We start from the raw sequence: 20773 nt of genomic DNA, 5'->3' as shown, positions 1-20773 counted from the left end.
AGGGATCACAGTCGCTTGGATAGAGGTCATGAGATGCGCGTACTCCTGGTGGAAGACGATGAGATGCTGGGCGATGCTGTAAAGACGCATGTGGACCGTCAGGGCCATGCCGTGGATTGGGCGCATTCGTGCAACGAGGCCGAGGCGAGCCTCGAGGTCGCCACCTATGATCTCATGCTTCTTGATTTGCGGCTGCCGGATGGGAGCGGGCTCGATATCCTCAAGGCTCTCCGCGCCCGTCGCAACGAGATGCCCGTCATCATCATGACGGCACACGACCAGGTGTCTGACCGGATCGCCGGATTGAATGCCGGTGCAGACGATTACCTTGTAAAACCTGTCGATCTCGGCGAATTGCAGGCGCGCATACACGCCGTGTCGCGGCGCTACGGGACACACAAGCTGCCTGATCTCACCATCGGCGGCATCGCGATCTATCCTTCCGAACGACGGCTAACCGCTGAAAACGGCGAGGAGATCCTGCTTTCCTCACGCGAATGGGCCGTGCTCGACCGGTTGATTGCGCGCAAGCGCGCCATCGTGTCCAAGGCACAGATCGAAGAAGCGCTTTATGCCTTCGGGGCGGAGGTTGAGAGCAACACCGTCGAGGTCTATGTCAGCCGCCTGCGCCGAAAGCTGGGCAGAGAAGCCATCGAGACCGTGCGCGGTGTCGGCTACAGGATTTCTGCCGATGCGATTTGAGACCCGGAGCCTTGCCGGACGCCTCGTCTGGTCCCTGTCGATCCTGCTTGCCGTCTTCTGGATGATCGCAGTCGGGCTGTCCATCCATGTGATGCGCGCGGAATTCGACGAAGTCTTCGACAGCGCGCTGCAGGAAACCACTGAACGCCTCGCGCCACTGGTGGTCGACGACTATTTTCGTCGGGATGCCGGCTCCATGCCAAACCGGGTCGGCGCACTCACTCCGGGCACAACCGACGAATACCTGACCTATCAGGTGCGCGATGCCGCAGGGCGCGTGCTCATGCATTCGCACAATGTCGGGAAGGAGCCGTATCCCGCGCCGCTCACTCCTGGCTTCTGGAGCGGTGATGACAGGCGGATCTTCACCATCGCGACCATCAGCGACACGCTGTTCATACAGGTGGCGGATTCGCTCGCGCATCGCCGCGAGGCCACACTCGAAAGCGCCTTGACGCTTCTCTTGCCGATCCTGCTGCTTCTGCCGCTCGGCATGTTCGCGACCCGCTGGATCGTGGTGCGTGCCACGTCTCCTGTCTCCGCATTGCGCGAGGCCATCAGCGCACGAGACGGCAACAATCTCGAACCGATCGATCTCAACGGTCTGCCGACAGAGATCGCAACGATTCCCGGTTCGGTGAACACTTTGCTCGCCCGCCTGAAACACGCAATACAGGCCGAACGAGACCTTGCAGCCAACAGCGCCCATGAACTGCGCACGCCACTTGCCGGGGCACTTGCCCAGATGGAGTTGCTCTCCCAACAGGTAACCGAGCCACAGGACAGGTCTCGATCGGAGCGGGTGCTCGAAGCGCTGCGTCGTTTATCTGCGATGCTCGAGAAGCTGTTGCAGCTGTCGCGCGCGGAAGCCGGCATAGGATTTGCCAGTACACCGGTCGACCTGGTCGCCCTCGTCAAATTGCTTGTCGAGAGCTTCAGGCGCTCTCGCCCGGCGGTGACAATCATCATGGAGCCGTCACCGGGCCTATCGGAGCTCATGCGAGCGGTCGACCCTGACGCCTTCGCGATCGCCTTCAACAACCTTCTGGAAAACGCGGCCCACTATGGGACTGACGGACAGCCGATCACGGTCGCCGTGACGACGGATGGGCGCATCACCGTGACCAATGCCGTTTCCGCCCCCCTCGCTCCCGACCTGAATGTCTACCGGACGCGTTTCAAACGCGGCCAGACCAGCAAACCGGGATCGGGTCTTGGCCTTGCAATCGTAGACAAACTCATGGCGCAGATGAACGGCACGATGACCTTGCGGAGCGCGGCATTGCAGACCGGGCACACCGGCTTCGAATGCGAGCTCTCATTTCCCGGGACGGGATGATGCTGAAGCTGCTCGACAGCGATCGTTTGCGCCATGACCCCGCGCGGAATGCTCAACGGCTTTCGGTTTCCAGTACGGAGCCGATTGGTCTGAGATCCTCGACCTGATCTCCGACTGCCGTCCAGAGATGATATAGCGAGCTGGCCGGGATCGTGCGGGCAGTCGGCATTTCGTCAAGGTCCAGACAGTCATGCCAGCAGCCATACGGTGCCCCCCCATATAGGCTGCGAGAATTGCAGAGGCCACGTCGTCTGCCTCTGTGCAATATCCCGGCAGGCCAAGTCGCTCATGCAGTGCCATGAATGCCTTGAGCATCTCTACCTGAGGCCAAAGCCGCCGTGACGGGCTGATCGCCTTGCTTGCCGATACGGCATCCACCAGGAAGGGCGATCCGTCCATGCGCCCGACCGCAAGCGCGGTCGACAACAGGTCCCGGCATATCTTCGTATTGTCGCTGTGGGCGAGGATATCGTGACGGCTTGTCAGCCAGACCCACTCGCACATATGGCCTGGCTCGAGACGATCGGATCCGTATCGGTCGGCAAGCTCCCATTGAGGACCGAAGAATTCATGCAGTGGCCCATTCGGTCCGACGAGAAAATGCGAGCGCAGGAGAGCGAAGGCCCTGCCTTCGGACCTCATATGCCCGGAGGTCCGGTTGTTTTCGCATAAGGCCAGCGTGGCTTCGAGGTAGTGCATATGCGGGTTCTGGCGGCGTGGAAGCGTGCCATTGCTGTCTTCGGCCCAGCCGCCGAAAGGATCGATCAGGGTCCGGTCGACCGCGAGGATCGTCTGGTCGATCTGGTGTCTGTAGATCTCCTTCCCGGTGGCCGTCAGCAACCAGGAGAGCGCGAGCAGCACGCAGGCATTGTCGTAGAGATCGCGAACCGGATCGGTGATGAGCTCGGTATGGCGGTTGAAGCTTCTCGCATAGCCGCCGCGCTTCCCGCTGACCCAGGCGACGCGGTGCAGGTTAGCAAAGGCATGCTCTGCCATGGCGAGCGAGGCTGACGGGGCAACACGGAGATGGGCGGCATGGGCGTGAACATAGATCTGACGGGCCACCGTTCGGGTCCGGACCTCACCGGCCTTCTGGGGCGAACCATCCAGCTCCAGATATTCGACAAATTGCCCGCAAGTCTCGTCAAAGCCTGATTTGCTCCACGTCGGCAGTATTTCCTCGATGAAGACGCGTTTCAGTTGCTGGACGCTCATGACCGATCGCCGGGTGAGGCCGCCTTCCTGCTCTTAGCATTCACAAGGCTTCCCCGATGGGATGCATCGTCTCCAGAAGCCTGCTGATCTTGATCGTGGTGAAGTTGGAATAGGTATCCGAGACGGCATATGGCAGCGCGATCAGATCGCCGTGCCGCATTGCGCCGCAGGAATAGACGACGTTTGGCACATAGCCCTCGCGCTCTGTCGATTCGGGCTGCAGCAGCGGCTCGACCGTCCGCGATAGGATGATGCTCGGGTCATGCTTGTCGAGCAGCGTCACCCCGATTGCATAGCGCCGCATGGGCCCCACGCCATGCGTGAACAGCAGCCATCCCTCGTCGATTTCAACAGGCGAGCCACAATTCCCTATCTGGACGAACTGCCAGGCGAATTCCGGCTTCTGCAGGAGTTGCCCCTCATCCCAATGAAGCAGATCGTCGGAATAGAGCAGGAAGAGATTTTCACTGTCCTGCCGGGCGATCATCGCATAGCGGCCGTCGATGCGGCGGGGAAAGAGTGCCATGCCCTTGTTGCGGGCGGCGGGTCCTCGCAGCGGCGTAAGGGTGAAGTTGAGGAAATCTTCCGTTTCCAGGAGCTCCGAGCGGATCGAGGAACCGCTATAGGCAGTATAGGTGGCAAAGTAGATCGTCTTGCCTTCGTCCTCGAAAGCGACGAAACGCGCATCCTCGATGCCGTTCGATTGCGCCTCGGTCACCGGAAAGATGACCCGCTCGCTGAGATCGCTTTCGCTTTTGAAACTGAGCCCGATGCAGCCGGCAGGTGCCAGTCCGTCACTGGCATGGATGTCCGGCAACATCGCCATTTGTGTCGGCGCATCGATGGTGACGGCCCCTTCGGCGTCGATTACGCCGCAGCGGAAGGTGAGCGAGGAGATGTGCCCCTCGCCCACAGCCCTCAGACTGAGGATCACCCGGCGGCTGCCCTCGCCAATGCCGGACTGGTCGGGATGGGGCACGATGCTCGGATTGAACAGGGCGGCGGACTCGAACGAATATTCGTTCATGAAATAGGCCCCGACCAACTGCCTCTGCTGCTGGCTGAACTGTTGATGGTGGATAAAGGCATCCTCCATCGCGTCCGCCCGCAACTCGAACTGTCGCAGCAGATTGCGATGCCGGCCGTCGAAATTGGCAAGAATGTCGCGCAACTGATTGGCGGTCGAAGTCGGGTCCAGAGAGAGAACGCGATCGACGATTTCATTCGCCCGGGTCTTGTCGCGCGGATTGAGATGCCGAGGTTCGGTCGATGGCTTGAACGGGCGCACGATGACGCGTGTCGGATCCGGCTTCAGATAGAGGGCCTGCCGATTGAGGAGGCTGGACTGGGGCAAATTCGATCTTTCGGTATGTTCGATGTGACCGGCGCGGCTCATGACACTTGCCGAGCGCCGACCCTTGGCATGACGGGCCGCAGCATCTGGTTGACGCGACCGAGCTCCACGCAGGATATCAAGTAGCAGAGCACGGATTCGGCACCCCGGTTCTCATTGGGGCGATCCGCATGCAGGCCGTCGCGGCAACTGCCCGTTTCCGTGTCTACGAGGGAAACGCCGTGATCATTGCTGCCCGTGAACCAGTCGAAGGCCATGTGCGCGGCCTCGATCCAGCGCTTGTCTAAAGTCGCTTCATGAGCAGCAAGACAGGCGGCCACGGTTGCCGTTGCCTCAACCGGCTGTTGGTCGAAGGGCTTGGGTGACTGTCCGACCTCGAAGAAGCCATCGGTGCCGACGGGACGAAAATGGCCTTTATCTCCCGTCTGTTGGGTCATCAGCCATTCAAGCGTCGCAACGCCCGTCTCAACGAAAGCCGCCACCTTGGTCGATAGGCCCGTTATGATCAAAGCCTGGCTCAGGCGGGCATTTTCATAGGACAGGCCCGCCTCGAACCAGCGACGCCCGCCTTTCGACACACCTTGCTCCAGATCCATCAAGTTCTCAGCGAGCCGGATGCGCAGCATCCGTGCGCGGGAATCCTGCGGATTGGCCGCACAGTAATCGTTGAGGCCGAGAAGTGTGAAGGCCCAGGCCCGAGGTGAACGGAAGTCGAGCGTGGCCGACATGGCGCGGGCGAAAAGGGCACTCGCCCATCGACGGCGGGGCGCATCGGTATCGGACAGGGCGCAGGCGCCAAGCGCCCAAAGCGTTCGCCCATGACTATCTTCCGAACCCTCGTCTTCGAGCCATCGGCGGTCGTAGCTCATGAAGTTTCGGAACCGGTCTGTGTCCGGGTTCCAGGCGTGTTCGACGAAGGCTGCAAAGGAGGCCGTCATGCGATCCGCTATGCCCGTTTCACCGGCGGCCGAGAGGAGCGAGGACAGAAGCAGGGCGCGCGCATTGTCATCGACGCAGTAGCCATGCGACCTGTCCGGCACCGAGAAGACCGCATGCTGGATGATGCCCGTGTCATCGCACATTGTGTGCAAGTGGCCGAGCTTCAGGGCCGCCTGCTGCGGCGGGCGCTTGATCCTTAACGATATCAGGTCGCTGACGAGTTTGGGCCGATAGGCGGTTCGCGCCTTTGCCATGCAGTCGAGATAAAGGGTGGCGACGTGCGACCAGATCATCGCGCGACCAGCCTCATAGGCCCCCTTGCGCATCGCCATCCGGGCCTCGTCATCGCCGAGCAAGGTAGCGATTGCCTTCGCCGTCGCCGGCGCATCGCCAAAAGGAACCAGAACGCCGCGGTCGTTGCCCAAGAGATCGCAGGCGTGCCAATAGGGCGTCGAAACCACGGCACTTCCCATACCAAAACTGTAGGAGAGCGTTCCCGATGTCATCTGCGCCTCATCGAGATAGGGCGTCACATAGACGTCGCACATGGCGATGAAGTCGAGAAGCGTTGGCAGATCGACGAAACGATTGAGAAACTGCACCGCATGATCGACGCCCAGCCGCTCGGTGCGCTGGCGCAAACTGTCGCGGTAGGCCTCGCCCTGCTGGCGCAGAAGCGTCGGATGCGTTGCGCCGAGAACGATGTACAGGGCCTCGGGGGTCTGCTTCAGGATCGACGGCATGGCGTCGATCACCACCTCGATGCCCTTGTTGGGAGAGAGAAGGCCAAAGGTCAATATGACCGGCCGTCCATCGTAACCCCGTCCGATCTTGGCCAGGTCCGGATCGTGAAAGGGTCTATCGGGTATGCCATGGGTAATGACTTCGATCTTCTGGGGGGCCACGCCATAGACTTCCGTCAGCAGGGTGCGCCCCTTTTCGGCCATGACAACGACGCGGCTAGAATGGGCTGCGACCTTTTGCAGAACGCGATGCTGAGACGGCGTCGGTTCGGCGAGGATCGTGTGGCAGGTCGTAACCAGCGGAATTCTCAGGTTTTCCAGAAGCGCGAGGATGTGCTCGCCAGCGTCACCGCCGAAAATGCCGAATTCGTGCTGCAGCGAAACCACATCGAACCGACCTTCATTCAGGACCCGCGCGGCCGTCATATAGTCTTCGACTTCATCCTCACGGATCTCGAAGATCACATCCCGAGGGTAGGTGTAATTCTGATTGGCATCCGTTACTGCGACGATGCTCGTCTGCACGGGCTCGGCGGCGTCGAGGAGCGCCTGGGCGAGATCACCCGTAAAGGTGGCGATGCCGCATTGCCGGGGAAGAGAATTGCCGATGAAGGCGATACGGGTTGGTCTGCTCATATGCGTTCCCTCCAGAACATGGTGGCGAGGTCTCGCCAAAAAAGCCAGGGACGCACAGCGCGGCCGCATGGTGGATTCACGCGCTCAGGCATCGGGATCACGCGGATCCGACAGGCTCCAGATCCCGCTCCAGGGCGACGCGCCCCTGGTGAAGCTCGGCATTCCAGAGCCGGTACTGCGGGCTGTTCAGATAGGCCGGCATGGGAGCCTCGATCGTGTAGGTGACGGCGGCGGCCGGTGACAGACCCTTGGTGCTTACGAGACGAACCACTTGGCCGACGGTAAAACGGTGAGAAGGCATGGGATTTTTCCAATCATCAGTGCGTTGTGTTGAGACTTTTCTGGCCGGACAGGACCCTGTCCATGTCGAGAGCGGCATCCAGCTCCGAGGGATCGATCGGCACCAGACTCCGCTTCTTGCCGGCAACGATTTCCATGACGGTGGCCACGTGGCGATAGGCGAGCCAGGAGATTCCGGTGATCTGTTCCTCGTCGTCCTGCACCTGGTAGTCGCCGGGCGCATGGACACCCTCCAGACCTGTCAGGGTGAAGGGCGCATCGAAATGCACGGTTCTCGTCTTCGTTCGCGTAAACATGTGAGACTCCTTTGCGGGGGACCGTGCCAATTGGTGGCGGTTCAGAGATCAGATCGAGATGCGACCTCAGTGTTCGTCAGACTTGTTTCGGCGGAACACCGGGCCGCGCGGTAAACGGATGGATACTGCAATCCGGCCGCTTGCCAGCCCCTGTCCTGATCTCGAAGACGTTCGGCCGGCATGTCGCCGAAGCGATCCGTTTCTTGCGAATGTCGGCCAGTACGATCACCTTGTCCGAAGGCTGCATCAGCTACCTCGCCCTTCGGGCGTGACGGCCTGATCGTTGGTCGATGGACTTCCGCCCTCGCCTTCCCAGCGCAACAGATCCGCCGCTTCCGTGAAAACGACATTGGCCCGGACGGCTGCCTGCGTAGTGCTCGTCACCATTCCCTCGCGAATGCGGTTGATGATCACGACCTCTCTTGCGTGGTTGCCACCGGAGTGCGCCCGGAGATCCGCGCTCGAGTAGTTGGAGCGATGAAGCAGCGCACGCAGCAGCGCCTGGTCAACCAGCTTTTGTTCACCCTCTGGCGGATTTTTCCTCAGCATGGAGGGAGGCCAGAAGTCTGCCCAAGGCAGTCATCCTGGAAGATCACCGCAGTGGATTGCTCACGATCGACCATGACTCACTCCTCTTTCGAGCTTTCGAAGCGCGCTGATTGGCGTCGTCAGGTCGCCGACTGGAGGGACGACCCGAATGCACTGAGATCGAGTTCGATCGTATGTCGTCGTCGGGACTGATAGGCTTGCCTCGCTGTCGCAAGGATGCGGTCCCGCAGGCGATCGAATGCCAGAAGATAATCATGTTCCTTCCGACGGTTTGTCGCCCCGTCACGATCAAAGAGTACGACAGGCAACAGAAACAGAACCTGATTCAGGCCGTCGTGTCCGATGAAACGGATGAGACCGCGGGTCTCGTCGTAGGCACGCGTCGGATTGGGAAAGGCAAGGGTCATTGGCTCGTTTCCTGACCGCCGCTCTTCAAGCGCGCGTCGACTGCTTCATCCGCCCAGAGGCTGACCGCAGGAACCAGGTCGCCGGATCGACGCAAGCCCTTCTGGTAAAGGGTGATTGCATGGCGCGCCGCGCCGCGGTCCAACTCGCACAGTGGTTCTTCGTAGCGAAATCCGGCATGCCGGAGCGCATTTCTGATGATGCTGATGTCGAAGCTGCCGATAGGCTGATGAAGGTCGGAAGACATGACGTCCTCCTATATTGGGGCCAGGGTGAGTGCCGCCCAGAAAATGGCAGTGCCCGTTCAATGGCTGCCACTTCCATGTATATGGGCCCACTTATCAGAACTTGCAAGAGCCTCCGGAAAACATCCATAGGGCGTGGTCGTGTGACCACTCATCTATTCCCGTCACGCTCGATGACGGAGTTGCGGCGCCGGTCCCGTCTTCACCCAGCGCGTGGCGACTGTACCAGGATGGCGCGGAAGTCGTTGACATTGGTGAGCGTGGGACCGGTGACGACCTGCGCGTCGATTGAACCGAAGAAGGAATGGGCGTCGTTCCGATCAAGGGCGAGCCGAGGATCGACCCTGCGCGCGGCCGCAATCTTCAAGGTGTCTGGTCCAATGACGGCACCGGCAACTTCGGCGGCGCCATCCACGCCGTCCGTATCACAGGCCAGGGCATGAATGCCCTGTGCGCCATCCAGCGCCAGCGCAAGCGCGAGGCAGAACTCGGCATTCGGTCCGCCAATACCATCGCCACGGCGGGTCACCGTCAGCTCTCCACCTGACAGAAGGAGGATCGGCGGATCGCCTGCCATCATGCCGGATTGCAGAGCCAGCGCCTCTTTCGCCTGCGCTTCGGCTGCCATTCGCGCCTCTCCTTCGAGCGCGTCGCCCAGGAGATGCACGTCGCAACCGGCTTCTCGGGCAAAGGTTGCGGCGGCCTCCAGCGATTGCCGTGGCGCGGCATAAATGACGTTTCGGGTACGCGCAAGGCGGGGATCGTCGGGCTTTACGACACCCGACCCATGCGACAGGGCGTCACGAATGGAAGCCGCGACATCGACGTTCCACCGACCGATCACCGCAAGGGCATCGTCCGGTGTGGAGGGATCACCAACAGTCGGTCCGGAGCCGATGAAAGCCGGATCATCTCCCGGCACGTCCGAGATGATCAGCGCGAGCAGATCAGCCGGCCAGGCGGCGGCCGCCAGTTGTCCGCCCTTGACCCGGCTCAGATGCTTGCGCACCGTGTTCATCCGGTCGATCGGCGCGCCAGAGGCCAGAAGCGCCTGGTTGACCGCCTGCTTCTCGGCAAGCGACACGCCGGGCACCGGCTGGACCAGCAAGGCTGAAGCGCCACCGGAAATCAGTGCGAGGACAAGATCCCCCTCCTTTGCGCTTTCAACCAGCGTGAGCATGCGTGCGGTCGCCTCGAGACCAGCCTGATCCGGCACCGGATGGGCTGCCTCGACAATCTCGATCCCCCGACAGGGACGGGCATAGCCGTAGCGCGTGATGACCAGGCCCTCGCAGGGACCCCAGGCAGCCTCGACGGCTTCGGCCATGCGCGCACTCGCCTTGCCGGCGCCGATTACGATCACGCGTCCCTTCGGTTTCTCGGGGAGGAAATCCCTGAGCGAGCGCATGGGATCTGCGACTTCGACGGCCCGATCGAACAGGTGCCGGAGAAAGAGGTGCGGTCGATCGATCATGGAACGTCCCCTAGGCCACTGGTGTCGCGGATGACGAGCTCCACCGCCGTAAAGGTTTCCGGTTCGGGGCGCTTCCCCTCTTCCAGCCAGCCCAGGATCGTGGCGGCAATGCCTTGGCCAAACTCCGCGATGCCGCAATGAACGGTCGAGAGGGTTGGAAACACCTGGCTGCATTCCTCGATATCGTCGAATCCGACCATGCGGAAATCCTGCCCGACCTTGCGGTTCAGCCTGGCAAAGCCCGAGAGCATGCCGAGTGCCACGAGATCATTGAAGCAGATCGCCGCATCGATTTCCGGATGCGTCCGCGCAAGCTCATCGGCTGCTTCGCTGCCGAAGGTGCGGCTCGCCCTGCCCGACAGGACAAACGGTTCCATTCCGGCTTCGGCCAGGGCTTCGACGTAACCGGTCATGCGTTCCCGCGTGACGGCGCGGTCCGCCAATCCACCGACAAAGGCGATGCGGCGCGGCGCAAAGGAGAGGAGATGCTGCGTTGCCAGAAGGCTGCCCAGCCGGTAGTCGGGCGCGGCAAACGGAAACTGCTCGACGCGGGGATCGACCTTGCGGAGTACCTGCATGGTCGGAATGCCGCCGCGCGCGATGGCATCGAAGACACCCCCGTCGTCACCATAGGCAGGAGACAGGACGAGCGCGGAAACGCCGTGCTCGATCATGGCGCCGACCACCTGGGCCTGCACGGCCGGGTCTTCATCGGTGTTTGCGACGACAGTGGCGTAGCCCCGAGCGGAGAGCGCCATCTGGAGCGAGGTGGCAAATTCAGTGAAGAACGGATTTCGCAAGTCGTTGATGACCAGGCCGATCAGCCCCACGTTCGACGAGCGCAGGTTGGCGGCGGCCCTGTTGTAGACATAGCCGACCTTGTCCATGGCCTCGCGCACGAGGCGGCGCGTCTCGTCCTTGACGAGCGGGCTGTTCTGCAGGACGAGGCTGACGGTGGATTTGGAAATCCCCGCCACGCGCGCCACATCGATGATCGTCGGCCGCCGTTCCATGCCTGTCAGTCTATCCCGTTCAGCTCCGCCAAGACCCGCATCCTTCTCACGGCAAGCTCTGGATCGGCAAGCAGATTTGCCTGATCGGCGAGCCGGAAGACCTGCGCATAGTGGACGATGTCACGGCTGGACTGAAAGCCCGCCGGCATGATGAAGTGGCGTTGATGGCCATTCAGCCAGGCGAGAAAGGCGATGCCGGCCTTGTAGAAGCGGGTCGGGGCGCGGAAGATTTCCCGGCTGAGCGGCACGGTCGGCGCGAGCAGGCGGTGATAGGTCTCAAGGTCACCCGCGGCCAGTGCGTCCAGCGCCTGCGAGGCTGCCGGGGCAATGGCTGCAAAAATGCCGAGCAGCGCATGGGAATAATGCTGGCCATCGCCGGCGATCAGATCGGCATAGTTGAAGTCGTCGCCCGTATAGAGACGCACGCCCTCCGGCAGGCGCGTGCGAAACGCCTCTTCATGCGCCTGGTCAAGCAGCGAGATCTTGATGCCGTCGACCTTGGCCGGGTTCTCGCTGATCAGGTCAAGGACGAAGTCACTCGCTTCGGCGACGTTTCCGCTGCCCCAATAGCCTTTCAGCGCCGGGTCGAACATGTCGCCCAGCCAGTGCAGGATGACAGGCTCACGCGCGCCGTCGATCAGCCGACGATAGACGGATCGGTAGACATCAGGCCCCGCGTCCATGGCGGGGAAGGCGCGGGATGCCATCAGGATCAACTGCCCGCCGGCCGCCTCGATGGCTTCGGCCTGGGTCTGATATGCAGCCGCGATCTTGTCCTCGGTGGTGAGGTCGGCGAGTGCCAGGTGGTCGGTGCCGGCACCGCAGGCGACACGTGGCTTCATGGGATGAACTTTGGCGGCCACCATTGTGCGCTGGATGAGTTCGAGTGCCGTCGGCCAATCGACACCCATGCCTCGCTGGGCGGTGTCCATGGCTTCGGCAAGCCCCAGCCCCTGATCCCAGAGCGAGGTTCGGAAGGAAAGCGTGCCCTCCCAGTCGACGGCGGGTCGCGTATCCCAGGGGCTGCGTTCGCGCAGCGGGTCGGAGACGACGTGGGCGGCCGCATAGGCGGTGCGGGTCAATGGACGGGAGGGGGCTCGCGCTACAAGCGGCGTTCCGGTGAGACGATAGGTTTCGATGCGGCCATCGGCGGTGGGCAAGGCAATCATGTTGGAGATCCCTGAGTTTGGGCGGGCAGGTCGATAATGATCAGCTCGATGTGGCGGATCATGATGTCACTCCGTGATCCGCCTTGATCATGTCGGCTGCCTTTTCGGCGATCATGATGGTGGGCGCGTTGGTATTGGATGAGACAACCGTCGGCATGATCGAGGCATCGATGACGCGCAGACCGTCGATGCCGTTGAACCGCAGACGCGGATCGACGACGGCCTCGGGATCCGAGCCCATGCGGCAGGTGCCGGCCGGATGATGATCGGTCTTGGAATGGCGACAGGCATAGTCGAAATAGTCCTGCTCGCTCTGCACCTCCGGTCCCGGCAGACGCTCGGACTTGACGTACGGCTTCAGGGCATCCTGGCGCAGGATGTCCCTTGCGATCTTCAGGCCACGGATCGACATCTCGCGGTCGTGGGGATCTTCCCAGTAGTTGGGATCGATGAGAGGAGCGGCGAGCGGGTCGGCCGAGCCGAGCCGGACGGTGCCCCGCGAGCGCGGCCTGAGATAGGCGGAATTAAGTGTCACGCCGCCATTGGCCATGGCGGCCACACCGGCCTCGATGCCGGAGCCAAGACCGAGGTGGAACTGGATATCCGGCGAACGGGCTTCCGGATCGGCATACCAAAAGCCTCCCGTCTCAAAGAGGCTTGAGGCGACGGGGCCGGTCCTCGTCAGGATGTATTGCAGGCCGGCGAGCACGGAAAGATGCGGCTTGGCATAGCGGTCATAGGTATGCGGCCCGGTGCATTCGGCGATGACGAAGAGATCGAGGTGGTCCTGCAGGTTGGAGCCGACGCCGGGCTGGTCGAAAGCGACGGGCAGGCCGACTGAGGCCAGATGGTCGGCAGGCCCGATGCCCGAGAGCATCAGGATGCGCGGGCTGCCGATCGCCCCCGATGAAAGCAGCACCTCCCGTTCGGCATGCACCACACCTTCACCGGCGAGATCGACGCCGACCGCGCGTCCGTTCTCGACCACGAGCTTCAGCACCTGAGCGTCCGTGCGAATTGTGAGGTTGGGACGACGGCGGACGGGATTGAGATAGGCAATCGACGCCGAGGAGCGGCGGACATTGCGCTGGGTCAGCTGATAGTATCCGACGCCGTCCTGTGTCTCGCCCGTCATGTCGCCGTTGAAGGGAATTCCAAGCTCGGCTGCGGCCTTGAAATAGGCCTCGCAGATCGGCAGCGGGGCCGAAGGCTTGCTGACACCCAGCGGACCGCCCTTGCCGTGATAGCGGTTGTCGAAGCTGTCATTGTCCTCGGCCTTGCGGAAATAGGGAAGGACATCCTCGTAGGACCAGCCTTCGCAGCCCATCTGACGCCAATCGTCATAATCGAGCGCGTTGCCACGGGTGTAGATCTGCGCATTGATGCTGGACCCACCGCCGATGACCTTTGCCTGGGTATAGCGGATCACCATGTTGTTCATGTGCCGCTGTGGCACCGTGCTCCATCCCCAACTGCCGATGCCCTTGGTCATCTTCGCGAAACCCGCCGGCAGATGGTAAAATGGATGCCAGTCGCGCCCACCGGCTTCCAGCAGAAGCACGTTGAAATCGGGATTTTCCGACAGACGCGCCGCGAGCACGGAGCCCGCCGAACCTCCGCCGACAATGATAAAATCAAAAGCTTGCCGCATCACGTTCTCCTAGAGGCGGGCGAGCGACAGCCCGCCGTCAACCGGGATGACTGCACCGTTGGCAAAAGCAAAGCGCCCTTCCGCAAGCGGCACGACCACGCTGCCGATATCGGCAGGCTGACCCCAGCGCTGCGCCGGAACGAGCCCGCCCTCGATCCGCGCCGTGTATTTGTCTTTGACCCCCGCCGTCATCTCGGTCTCGATGATGCCGGGTCTCAGTTCGAAAACGCCTATGCCATGCGGTGCAAGGCGAAGCGCAAAGAGCTCTGCCATCATCGCGGCACCGGCCTTGGAGATGCAGTATTCCGTCCGCTCGATCGACGCCATGCTGGCACTGACCGAGGTGACGAAGACAATCGAGCGATAGGCGTCAGACGACGTTGCCAGCATGCGCCGCGCAACCTCCTGGGCGAGGAAAAAGGCACCGCGCAGATTGACACCGAGGACGAAGTCGAAGCTCTCAGGTGTCAGGGCAAGCATGTCGCCGCGCAATTTGGCCGGGACACCGGCATTGGACACGAAGGTCGTGACCGGTCCCAGGCTTGCCTCGACCTTGTCGAGAACCGATACGACGTTGTCGACATCCTGCAGGTCATGGCGAACATAGATGGCTGCTTGACCCAGTTCCTCGAGCGCTGCCAGCACTTGCGGCTCATCTTCAGCGGATCGGGACGCCAGCGCGACCTTGAAGCCGGCGCTGACCAGGTCCCGGGCGATGCCGAGACCGATGCCCTGCTGGCCTCCCGTAATCAGTGCGACCTTGCTCACTGGCTGAACTCCGTTTCGATGATGTGACGACCCGATCGAAGTGCTAGCGCTGCAATCGTCAGGGCCGGATTGACCGCGGCCGAGGTTGGCAGAATCGACGCATCGACGATGAAAAGATTGCGGTGATCGTGGCAGCGGCCGAAGCTGTCGACCACGCTCGTCATCGGGTCCGCGCCCATGCGGGCGGTGCCGCATTGATGGGATGGCGTCCGGCGATCGAAGGGGCGCGCGAGCACAACCGGATAGCCCGCCTTGCGCAGCAGAGCCTTGAGTTTGGCGACCAGCGCCAGATGCGCCTCCCAGTTCGACCGCTTCCAGTCGAGCACGATGCGACCGTTCCTGACCTGCACGCGGCTTTCCGGGTTGGGCAGATCCTCCGACATCGCATAGAGATCGAGCGAGCGGTCCGCGATCCAGTGCGCGAGCGGTCGCGGCAATGGCGAGCTTGCGGCCAGGATCGGGCCGGTGATCTTGCCGAGCAACTGGATATTGCCGAGCGGTTCGCCGTTCGGTCCGCCCGTCAGGTAGAAGTCATTGACCAGCAGGGTCTTCTGGTAGACCGACGGATTGCGCCTGAATGGGTGGAGCGCCAACACCGCCGAGCAGTTATGGTTCATGAAGTTGCGGCCGACCTGGTCGGAACGGTTTGCCAGACCCTCGGGATGCCGCTCATCGACCGATGAGAGGAGGATGGCAGCGCTTTTGACAGCACCGGCCGAGAGAACCACGAGCGGTGCGCTCAGCAGCTTCGTCTCGCCTCGGTTCTGAACCTCAACACCGCTGATCTGACCGTCCTCACCCGGCAACAGACGGATGACCTCACACCCTGTTGCAAGCGTGACGTTGGGATGGCGGAGGGCTCGAGCGAGGCTGACCGTCTCCGCATCCTTCTTGCCACCGCATGTATCCGGATAGGCGTCCCAGGTCGTGCGCCCATGCTTGAGCCATTGGTCGATGTCGACACCGAGCGGCAGGGATGCCGGGTGAAGACCGACGGTGCTCAGGCGGCGGCGAAGATCGGCGATAACAGGCTCGTCCGGTACGGGCCGGTGATCGTAGGTTCCGGAATGTGGCGGTTCAGTCGGGTCCTCGCCCAGCACTCCCCTGACCTCGAACAGCTGTTCGGCCTCCTGATACCAGGGCTCTAGGCCCTCATAGGCGATCGGCCAGCCCGGTGTTGTTCCGCCCATGTGACGTTGGGACGAGAAGTCTTCGCGGCGATAGCGCAGCAGCACGGCACCGTAGAATTTCGAATTGCCGCCGACATTGTAGTAATTGCCCGGATTGAAGGGCCGCCCCTCCCCGTCCAGCCATTCCTCTTTCGGCCGAAAATGCGCCTTGCCGAAGATGGCTTCGGCATCCCTGTCTGCGGGTGACGGTTTCAGCCGTTCGCCCTTTTCCAGGATCAGGATGCGTCTGCCCGTCGGGGCGAGTTGCGCGGCAAGCGTCGCGCCACCCATGCCAGATCCGATGATGATGACGTCGGCGTCGCTCATTTCCGGATGCGCTCTTCCGTCTTCGGGTCGAAGGCCACAGCCTTCTCCATGTTGACAGCGAATTCGAAGTCGTCACCGCCGGCGATATCGACATCGGCCCGCATGCGCGCAATCACATCTCTAGCTCCGAGGCTCATGGTGACGAAGGTGTCGGAGCCTGCCGGCTCGGTCACGATCACCCGGTTCTTCAGACTGACAATGTTTTGCGACTTGCGGTCCGCTCCTTCGGGATCGGTGATTGCTTCGGGCCGGATGCCGAGCAATATCTCGCGGCCATCCCAAGCGGCGAGCCCGGGCTGGCTGAAGGCGAGCAAGCTCTTCGAGTCGTCCCCCAGCACGACTTCGGCATGCGGCACACCATTGGCGACGACGACGCGCGCCGGCACGACATTCATCGCAGGACTTCCCATGAAGGTGGCGACAAAGACATTGGCCGGGGTGTCGTAGATCTCCTTCGGCGTGCCGAGCTGCTGGATGTAACCCTTGTTCATCACGGCGATCCGGGTCGAGAGCGTCATCGCCTCGATCTGGTCATGGGTGACGTAGACGATGGTGCGCTTGAGCTTGGCATGCAGTTTCTTGATCTCGGTGCGCATATCGACGCGCAGCTTGGCATCAAGGTTGGAAAGCGGCTCGTCGAAGAGAAAGACGTCCGGATCGCGCACCAAGGCACGGCCCATGGCAACGCGCTGGCGCTGGCCACCGGAGAGCTGCCCGGGCTTTCGGTCGGTGAGATGATCGATCTGCAGGAGCTTGGCGACATCCAGCAGCGCTTTTTCGCGTTCCGGCTTCGGCACGCCATGCATCTCGAGGCCGAAGGTGATGTTCTGCCCCACGGTCATGTTCGGATAGAGCGCATAGGACTGGAAGACCATCGCGATGTTGCGCTTTGACGGGTGAACCCCATTGATGACGCGGTCCTTGATCGCGATCTCACCGGAGGAAATGGGCTCGAGGCCCGCGATCATGCCGAGAAGGGTCGACTTGCCGCAGCCGGAGGGGCCGACGAGCACGAGGAACTCCCCCTCCTCGACCGCGATGTCGACGCGATGCAAGACTTCGAGCTGCCCATAGGACTTGGTGACGTTCCGGATGTCGAGAAAGCCCATGATCTTATCCTTTGACTGAACCGGCCATCAGTCCGCGCACGAAATAGCGCCCGGCGACGACGTAGACGAGAAGAGTAGGAAGGGCGGCGATGATCGCGCCCGCGAAGTGGACGTTGTATTCCTTCACGCCCGTGGAAGACTGAACGAGGTTGTTCAGCGCCGCCGTCATTGGCTGGCTGGTGCCGCCGAAGGACACGCCGAACAGGAAGTCGTTCCAGATGTTGGTGAACTGCCAGATCACCGAGACGACCGTGATCGGGCCTGAGACCGGCAGCAGGATGCGCCAGAAGATGCGGAAGAAGCCGGCACCATCGATCTGTGCCGCCTTGACCAGCTCCGTCGGGAAGGTGGCGTAGTAGTTGCGGTAGTAGAGCGTGGTGAAGCCGATACCATAGACCACATGCACCAGGACGAGGCCTGGAACGGAGCCGGCGAGCCCGAGCTTACCGAGCACCAGCGCCATCGGGATCAGCACGATCTGGAACGGGATGAAGCAGGAGAACAGCATCAGACCGAAGATGATCGTGTCGCCGCGGAAGCGCCATTTTGTCAGCACGTAGCCATTGAGCGCGCCGAGGATCGTGGAGATGGCAACGGCCGGCACGACCATCAGCATGGAATTCAGAAAGTAGGGCTTGAGGCCGGTGGGCGAGACGCCGATCTGGGCGGTCGACCAGGCGGAGCGCCAGGCGTCCAGGGTCCAGGTGTCGGGCAGCGCCATCATGTTGCCACCGGTGATCTCCGGCAGCGGCTTCAGCGAATTGATGCCCATCACATAGAGAGGCAGCAGGTAGAAAAGCGCGAAAAGAAGAAGCACCAGATAGATGAAGGTGCGGGTAACGCGACCGGTCCTGACCGCGGTGTCCTGGCTGACGGCAGACATCAGTGCTTCTCCTTCAGTTCGGCATAGAGATAGGGAACCATGATGGCCGCGATGGTCATCAGCATTATTACGGCGGAGGCCGAACCGACGCCCATCTGATTGCGGGTGAATGTGTAGGAATACATGAAGGTCGCGGGCATCTCGGTGGCGCGCCCTGGCCCCCCACCGGTGAGCGCGATGACGAGATCGTAGGACTTGATCGCGAGGTGGCTGAGGATAACGAAAGCCGAGAGGAAGGCCGGGCGAAGCATGGGAATTACGATCCGGCGATAGAGCTGGAAGCTCGAGGCGCCATCGATCTGGGCCGCCTTCAGAATCTCGTTGTCGATGCCGCGCAGGCCGGCGAGGAACATGGCCATGACGAAGCCGCTGGTCTGCCAGACCGCCGCGATGACGATGGTGTAGATCGCCATGTCATTGTCCTTGATCCAGGCGAAGGAAAAGCTCTCCCAGCCCCAGAGACGTATGATCCGCTCGAGCCCGATGCCAGGATCGAGAAACCATTTCCAGGCCGTGCCGGTGACGATGAAGGACAATGCCATCGGGTAGAGATAGATCGGGCGCAACAGCCCCTCGCCCCGGATCTTCTGGTCGAGGAAAATCGCCAATGTCAGACCGAGCGCCGTGCAGATGACGATATAGAGACTGGCGAAGATTGCGATATTGCTGATCGCGATGTGCCAATTCTCCTGTGCCCAGAGCCGGCTGTAATTGGTGAAGCCGACAAAGTTGTAGATGGGCAGCATCTTCGAGCCGGTGAAGGACAAGAAGATCGTGAACAGGATGAACCCGTAGACGAACAGCAGAATGACGGCGAATGAGGGCGCAAGCACCAGCTTCGGCAGCCAATCCTGGACGCGGGTGCGCAAGTCAGCCCTGGTCGAGCCTGTCATGAGGGGTCTCCCTTTACGGTATGGAAAGACCGACGCCGTCGCTCACCTTGCAGACGGCGTCGGAGGGGTCTCGAGCGACGAGAAGGCCGCTCGAGACGGGGAGGTTACCTTGCGGCGGCTACGGCCTGGGCAAGCGCCGTGGCTGCCTCTGCGCCATCCTTGAAGCCGCCGTTGAAGGCCTTGGTCACGACGTCATAGACGGCGTTCTTCACGGCAGCCGGAGCGGCATGGCCATGCGCCATGGAGCCGAAGAGCGACCCTGCGGAGCTTGCTGCGGCCAGGTCCTTCATGCCCTTCTTGCCGCAATCGTCGAAATCGGTGTCCGGCACATCCGTGCGGGCCGGGACGGATCCCTTGACGACATTGAAGGCCGACTGGAATTTCGGGCTTTCGATCGCGGAGGCCATGGCCATCTGCGCCTTGACATTGTCGTCACCCGAAACGTTGAACATCGCGAACTGGTCGGAGTTGAACGTTACCGAGCCCTGCGTTCCGGGGAAACGGATGCAAACAAAGTCCTCGCCCGGCTTTTGGCCGGCCTTCAGAAATTCGCCCTTGGCCCAGTCACCCATCATCTGCATGCCGGCCTTGCCCTCGATGACCATGGCCGAAGCAAGGTTCCAGTCGCGGCCGGAGAAGTTGTCGTCGGCATAGCTGCGCAGCTTCATCAGGCGATCGAAAGCGTCCGCCATCTCGGCACCACCAAGCGTTTCTTCGTCGAGGTCGATGAAGGCCTTCTTGTAGAAGTCATTGCCTTTGGAAAGCACGACGCCGTCGAAAACGGTGGCGTCCTGCCATGGCTGACCACCATGGGCGAGCGGGGTGATGCCATTCGCCTTCATCTTGTCGAGGACAGCGACGAGTTCGTCCCAGCTCTCGGGCGCCTTGCCACCGGCCGCATCGAGTGCTGCCTTGTTGATCCACACCCAGTTGGTCGAGTGAACGTTGACCGGGGCAGCGATCCAGTGACCGTCATATTTCGAGAACTTCTGCAGCGCTTCCGGCACCACCTTGTCCCAGCCTTCAGCATTCGCAACTTCGTCGAGATTGCCGAGCGCACCCTGCTCCGCCCAGTCAAGGATGTCGAAGCCGAGCATCTGGACGGCTGTTGGCGAATCTCCGGCCGTGACGCGGGCACGCAATGCAGTCATTGCAGCCTCGCCGCCGCCGCCGGCGACCGGCATGTCGACCCAGCCGATACCCTTGCCGTTCAGATCCTCCTTCAGAACGTTGAGAGCTGCGGCTTCACCACCAGAGGTCCACCAATGGAGCACCTCCACATCGGTCGCCTTGGCGGCACCCGCCATCATTGTCAGTGCAATTGCAGTCGTTGTCAGGAACTTGCTCATTTCATCCTCCTCATTCACAAGTTATCGGGTCTCCCACCCGCCATCCCGATGCCAAGAACCTCCGTTCCCGAGCGCCGAGCTACAATTTAAAACGTTACAAATTTTGCAAAGTCAAGAACTGTCAGTCTCCGCATTCTCGGCGTTAACGGCACAAATACCGGGCCCATGGCACTACACCCCGCCTTTCCGAAACGCACACAACATTAAATCGTTTTAAAAAATCGATCGCATGTGCTTGCGACCAG

20 protein-coding genes are annotated in these 20773 nt (G+C 61.7%); 2 read left to right on the top strand and 18 right to left on the bottom strand.

Annotated elements, in window-relative coordinates:
• The first annotated feature begins 33 nt into the window (after positions 1–33).
• On the top strand, positions 34–702 hold the full coding sequence (locus QTL56_RS19435; RefSeq protein WP_245134944.1) for a response regulator transcription factor: 669 nt from the start codon (positions 34–36) through the stop codon (positions 700–702).
• Positions 692–2041 carry a sensor histidine kinase gene (locus QTL56_RS19430; RefSeq protein WP_245134942.1) on the top strand — a complete coding sequence of 450 codons (1350 nt, stop codon included), beginning with the start codon at positions 692–694 and terminating at the stop codon, positions 2039–2041. Before QTL56_RS19435 ends, QTL56_RS19430 begins: the two co-directional genes overlap by 11 nt.
• Here the strand turns inward: QTL56_RS19430 and QTL56_RS19425 are convergent.
• The 18 genes from QTL56_RS19425 to QTL56_RS19340 all read right to left on the bottom strand — a co-directional run bounded on the left by QTL56_RS19425 (position 2021) and on the right by QTL56_RS19340 (position 20528).
• On the bottom strand, positions 2021–3256 hold the full coding sequence (locus QTL56_RS19425) for an AGE family epimerase/isomerase (RefSeq protein WP_245134940.1): 1236 nt from the start codon (positions 3254–3256) through the stop codon (positions 2021–2023). The two genes, QTL56_RS19430 and QTL56_RS19425, sit on opposite strands and share 21 nt — an antisense overlap.
• A 40-nt stretch (positions 3257–3296) precedes the next feature.
• Positions 3297–4610, bottom strand: a complete 1314-nt coding sequence (locus QTL56_RS19420; RefSeq protein ID WP_245134938.1) for a glycoside hydrolase family 130 protein — start codon at positions 4608–4610, stop codon at positions 3297–3299.
• A gap of 38 nt (positions 4611–4648) precedes the next feature.
• Entirely contained in the window at positions 4649–6928 is a 2280-nt protein-coding gene (locus tag QTL56_RS19415) for a glycosyltransferase family 4 protein (RefSeq protein ID WP_245134935.1), read from the bottom strand.
• A 97-nt stretch (positions 6929–7025) separates the two neighbouring features.
• Positions 7026–7229: a hypothetical protein gene (locus QTL56_RS19410; protein ID WP_229572969.1), complete on the bottom strand. Its 204-nt coding sequence runs from the start codon at positions 7227–7229 to the stop codon at positions 7026–7028.
• Positions 7230–7245: 16 nt separating this feature from the next.
• Entirely contained in the window at positions 7246–7524 is a 279-nt protein-coding gene (locus tag QTL56_RS19405) for a hypothetical protein (RefSeq protein WP_229572970.1), read from the bottom strand.
• Positions 7525–7770: 246 nt separating this feature from the next.
• Positions 7771–8073 carry a hypothetical protein gene (locus QTL56_RS19400; protein ID WP_245134933.1) on the bottom strand — a complete coding sequence of 101 codons (303 nt, stop codon included), beginning with the start codon at positions 8071–8073 and terminating at the stop codon, positions 7771–7773.
• Positions 8074–8192: 119 nt separating this feature from the next.
• On the bottom strand, positions 8193–8480 hold the full coding sequence (locus QTL56_RS19395; RefSeq protein WP_245134930.1) for a DUF1488 family protein: 288 nt from the start codon (positions 8478–8480) through the stop codon (positions 8193–8195).
• The gene (locus tag QTL56_RS19390) at positions 8477–8725 is read right to left on the bottom strand and encodes a hypothetical protein (protein ID WP_245134928.1); all 249 of its coding nucleotides are present in this window, start codon (positions 8723–8725) and stop codon (positions 8477–8479) included. Before QTL56_RS19390 ends, QTL56_RS19395 begins: the two co-directional genes overlap by 4 nt.
• 200 nt (positions 8726–8925) lie before the next feature.
• On the bottom strand, positions 8926–10197 hold the full coding sequence (locus QTL56_RS19385) for a glycerate kinase type-2 family protein (RefSeq protein ID WP_245134926.1): 1272 nt from the start codon (positions 10195–10197) through the stop codon (positions 8926–8928).
• Positions 10194–11210 (bottom strand): LacI family DNA-binding transcriptional regulator, encoded by a 1017-nt coding sequence (locus tag QTL56_RS19380; protein ID WP_245134924.1) that lies wholly within the window; start codon positions 11208–11210, stop codon positions 10194–10196. Before QTL56_RS19380 ends, QTL56_RS19385 begins: the two co-directional genes overlap by 4 nt.
• 5 nt (positions 11211–11215) lie before the next feature.
• The gene (locus tag QTL56_RS19375) at positions 11216–12379 is read right to left on the bottom strand and encodes a dihydrodipicolinate synthase family protein (RefSeq protein WP_245134922.1); all 1164 of its coding nucleotides are present in this window, start codon (positions 12377–12379) and stop codon (positions 11216–11218) included.
• 58 nt (positions 12380–12437) lie between these two features.
• Positions 12438–14030, bottom strand: a complete 1593-nt coding sequence (locus tag QTL56_RS19370) for a GMC family oxidoreductase (protein WP_245134920.1) — start codon at positions 14028–14030, stop codon at positions 12438–12440.
• 9 nt (positions 14031–14039) lie between these two features.
• On the bottom strand, positions 14040–14798 hold the full coding sequence (locus QTL56_RS19365; protein WP_245134917.1) for a 3-ketoacyl-ACP reductase: 759 nt from the start codon (positions 14796–14798) through the stop codon (positions 14040–14042).
• Positions 14795–16294 carry an FAD-dependent oxidoreductase gene (locus QTL56_RS19360; protein WP_245134913.1) on the bottom strand — a complete coding sequence of 500 codons (1500 nt, stop codon included), beginning with the start codon at positions 16292–16294 and terminating at the stop codon, positions 14795–14797. Before QTL56_RS19360 ends, QTL56_RS19365 begins: the two co-directional genes overlap by 4 nt.
• The gene (locus QTL56_RS19355; RefSeq protein ID WP_245134911.1) at positions 16291–17403 is read right to left on the bottom strand and encodes an ABC transporter ATP-binding protein; all 1113 of its coding nucleotides are present in this window, start codon (positions 17401–17403) and stop codon (positions 16291–16293) included. The genes QTL56_RS19360 and QTL56_RS19355 overlap by 4 nt, the downstream gene beginning before the upstream one ends.
• 4 nt (positions 17404–17407) lie before the next feature.
• Positions 17408–18286 (bottom strand): carbohydrate ABC transporter permease, encoded by an 879-nt coding sequence (locus QTL56_RS19350; RefSeq protein ID WP_245134908.1) that lies wholly within the window; start codon positions 18284–18286, stop codon positions 17408–17410.
• Positions 18286–19179 (bottom strand): carbohydrate ABC transporter permease, encoded by an 894-nt coding sequence (locus tag QTL56_RS19345; protein ID WP_245134907.1) that lies wholly within the window; start codon positions 19177–19179, stop codon positions 18286–18288. The genes QTL56_RS19350 and QTL56_RS19345 overlap by 1 nt, the downstream gene beginning before the upstream one ends.
• Positions 19180–19283: 104 nt before the next feature.
• The gene (locus tag QTL56_RS19340) at positions 19284–20528 is read right to left on the bottom strand and encodes an ABC transporter substrate-binding protein (protein ID WP_245134906.1); all 1245 of its coding nucleotides are present in this window, start codon (positions 20526–20528) and stop codon (positions 19284–19286) included.
• Positions 20529–20773 lie beyond the last annotated feature (245 nt).

The organism is Peteryoungia algae (assembly GCF_030369675.1).
GTDB lineage: Bacteria > Pseudomonadota > Alphaproteobacteria > Rhizobiales > Rhizobiaceae > Allorhizobium > Allorhizobium algae.
This window is presented reverse-complemented; position numbering and strand designations above follow the sequence as displayed.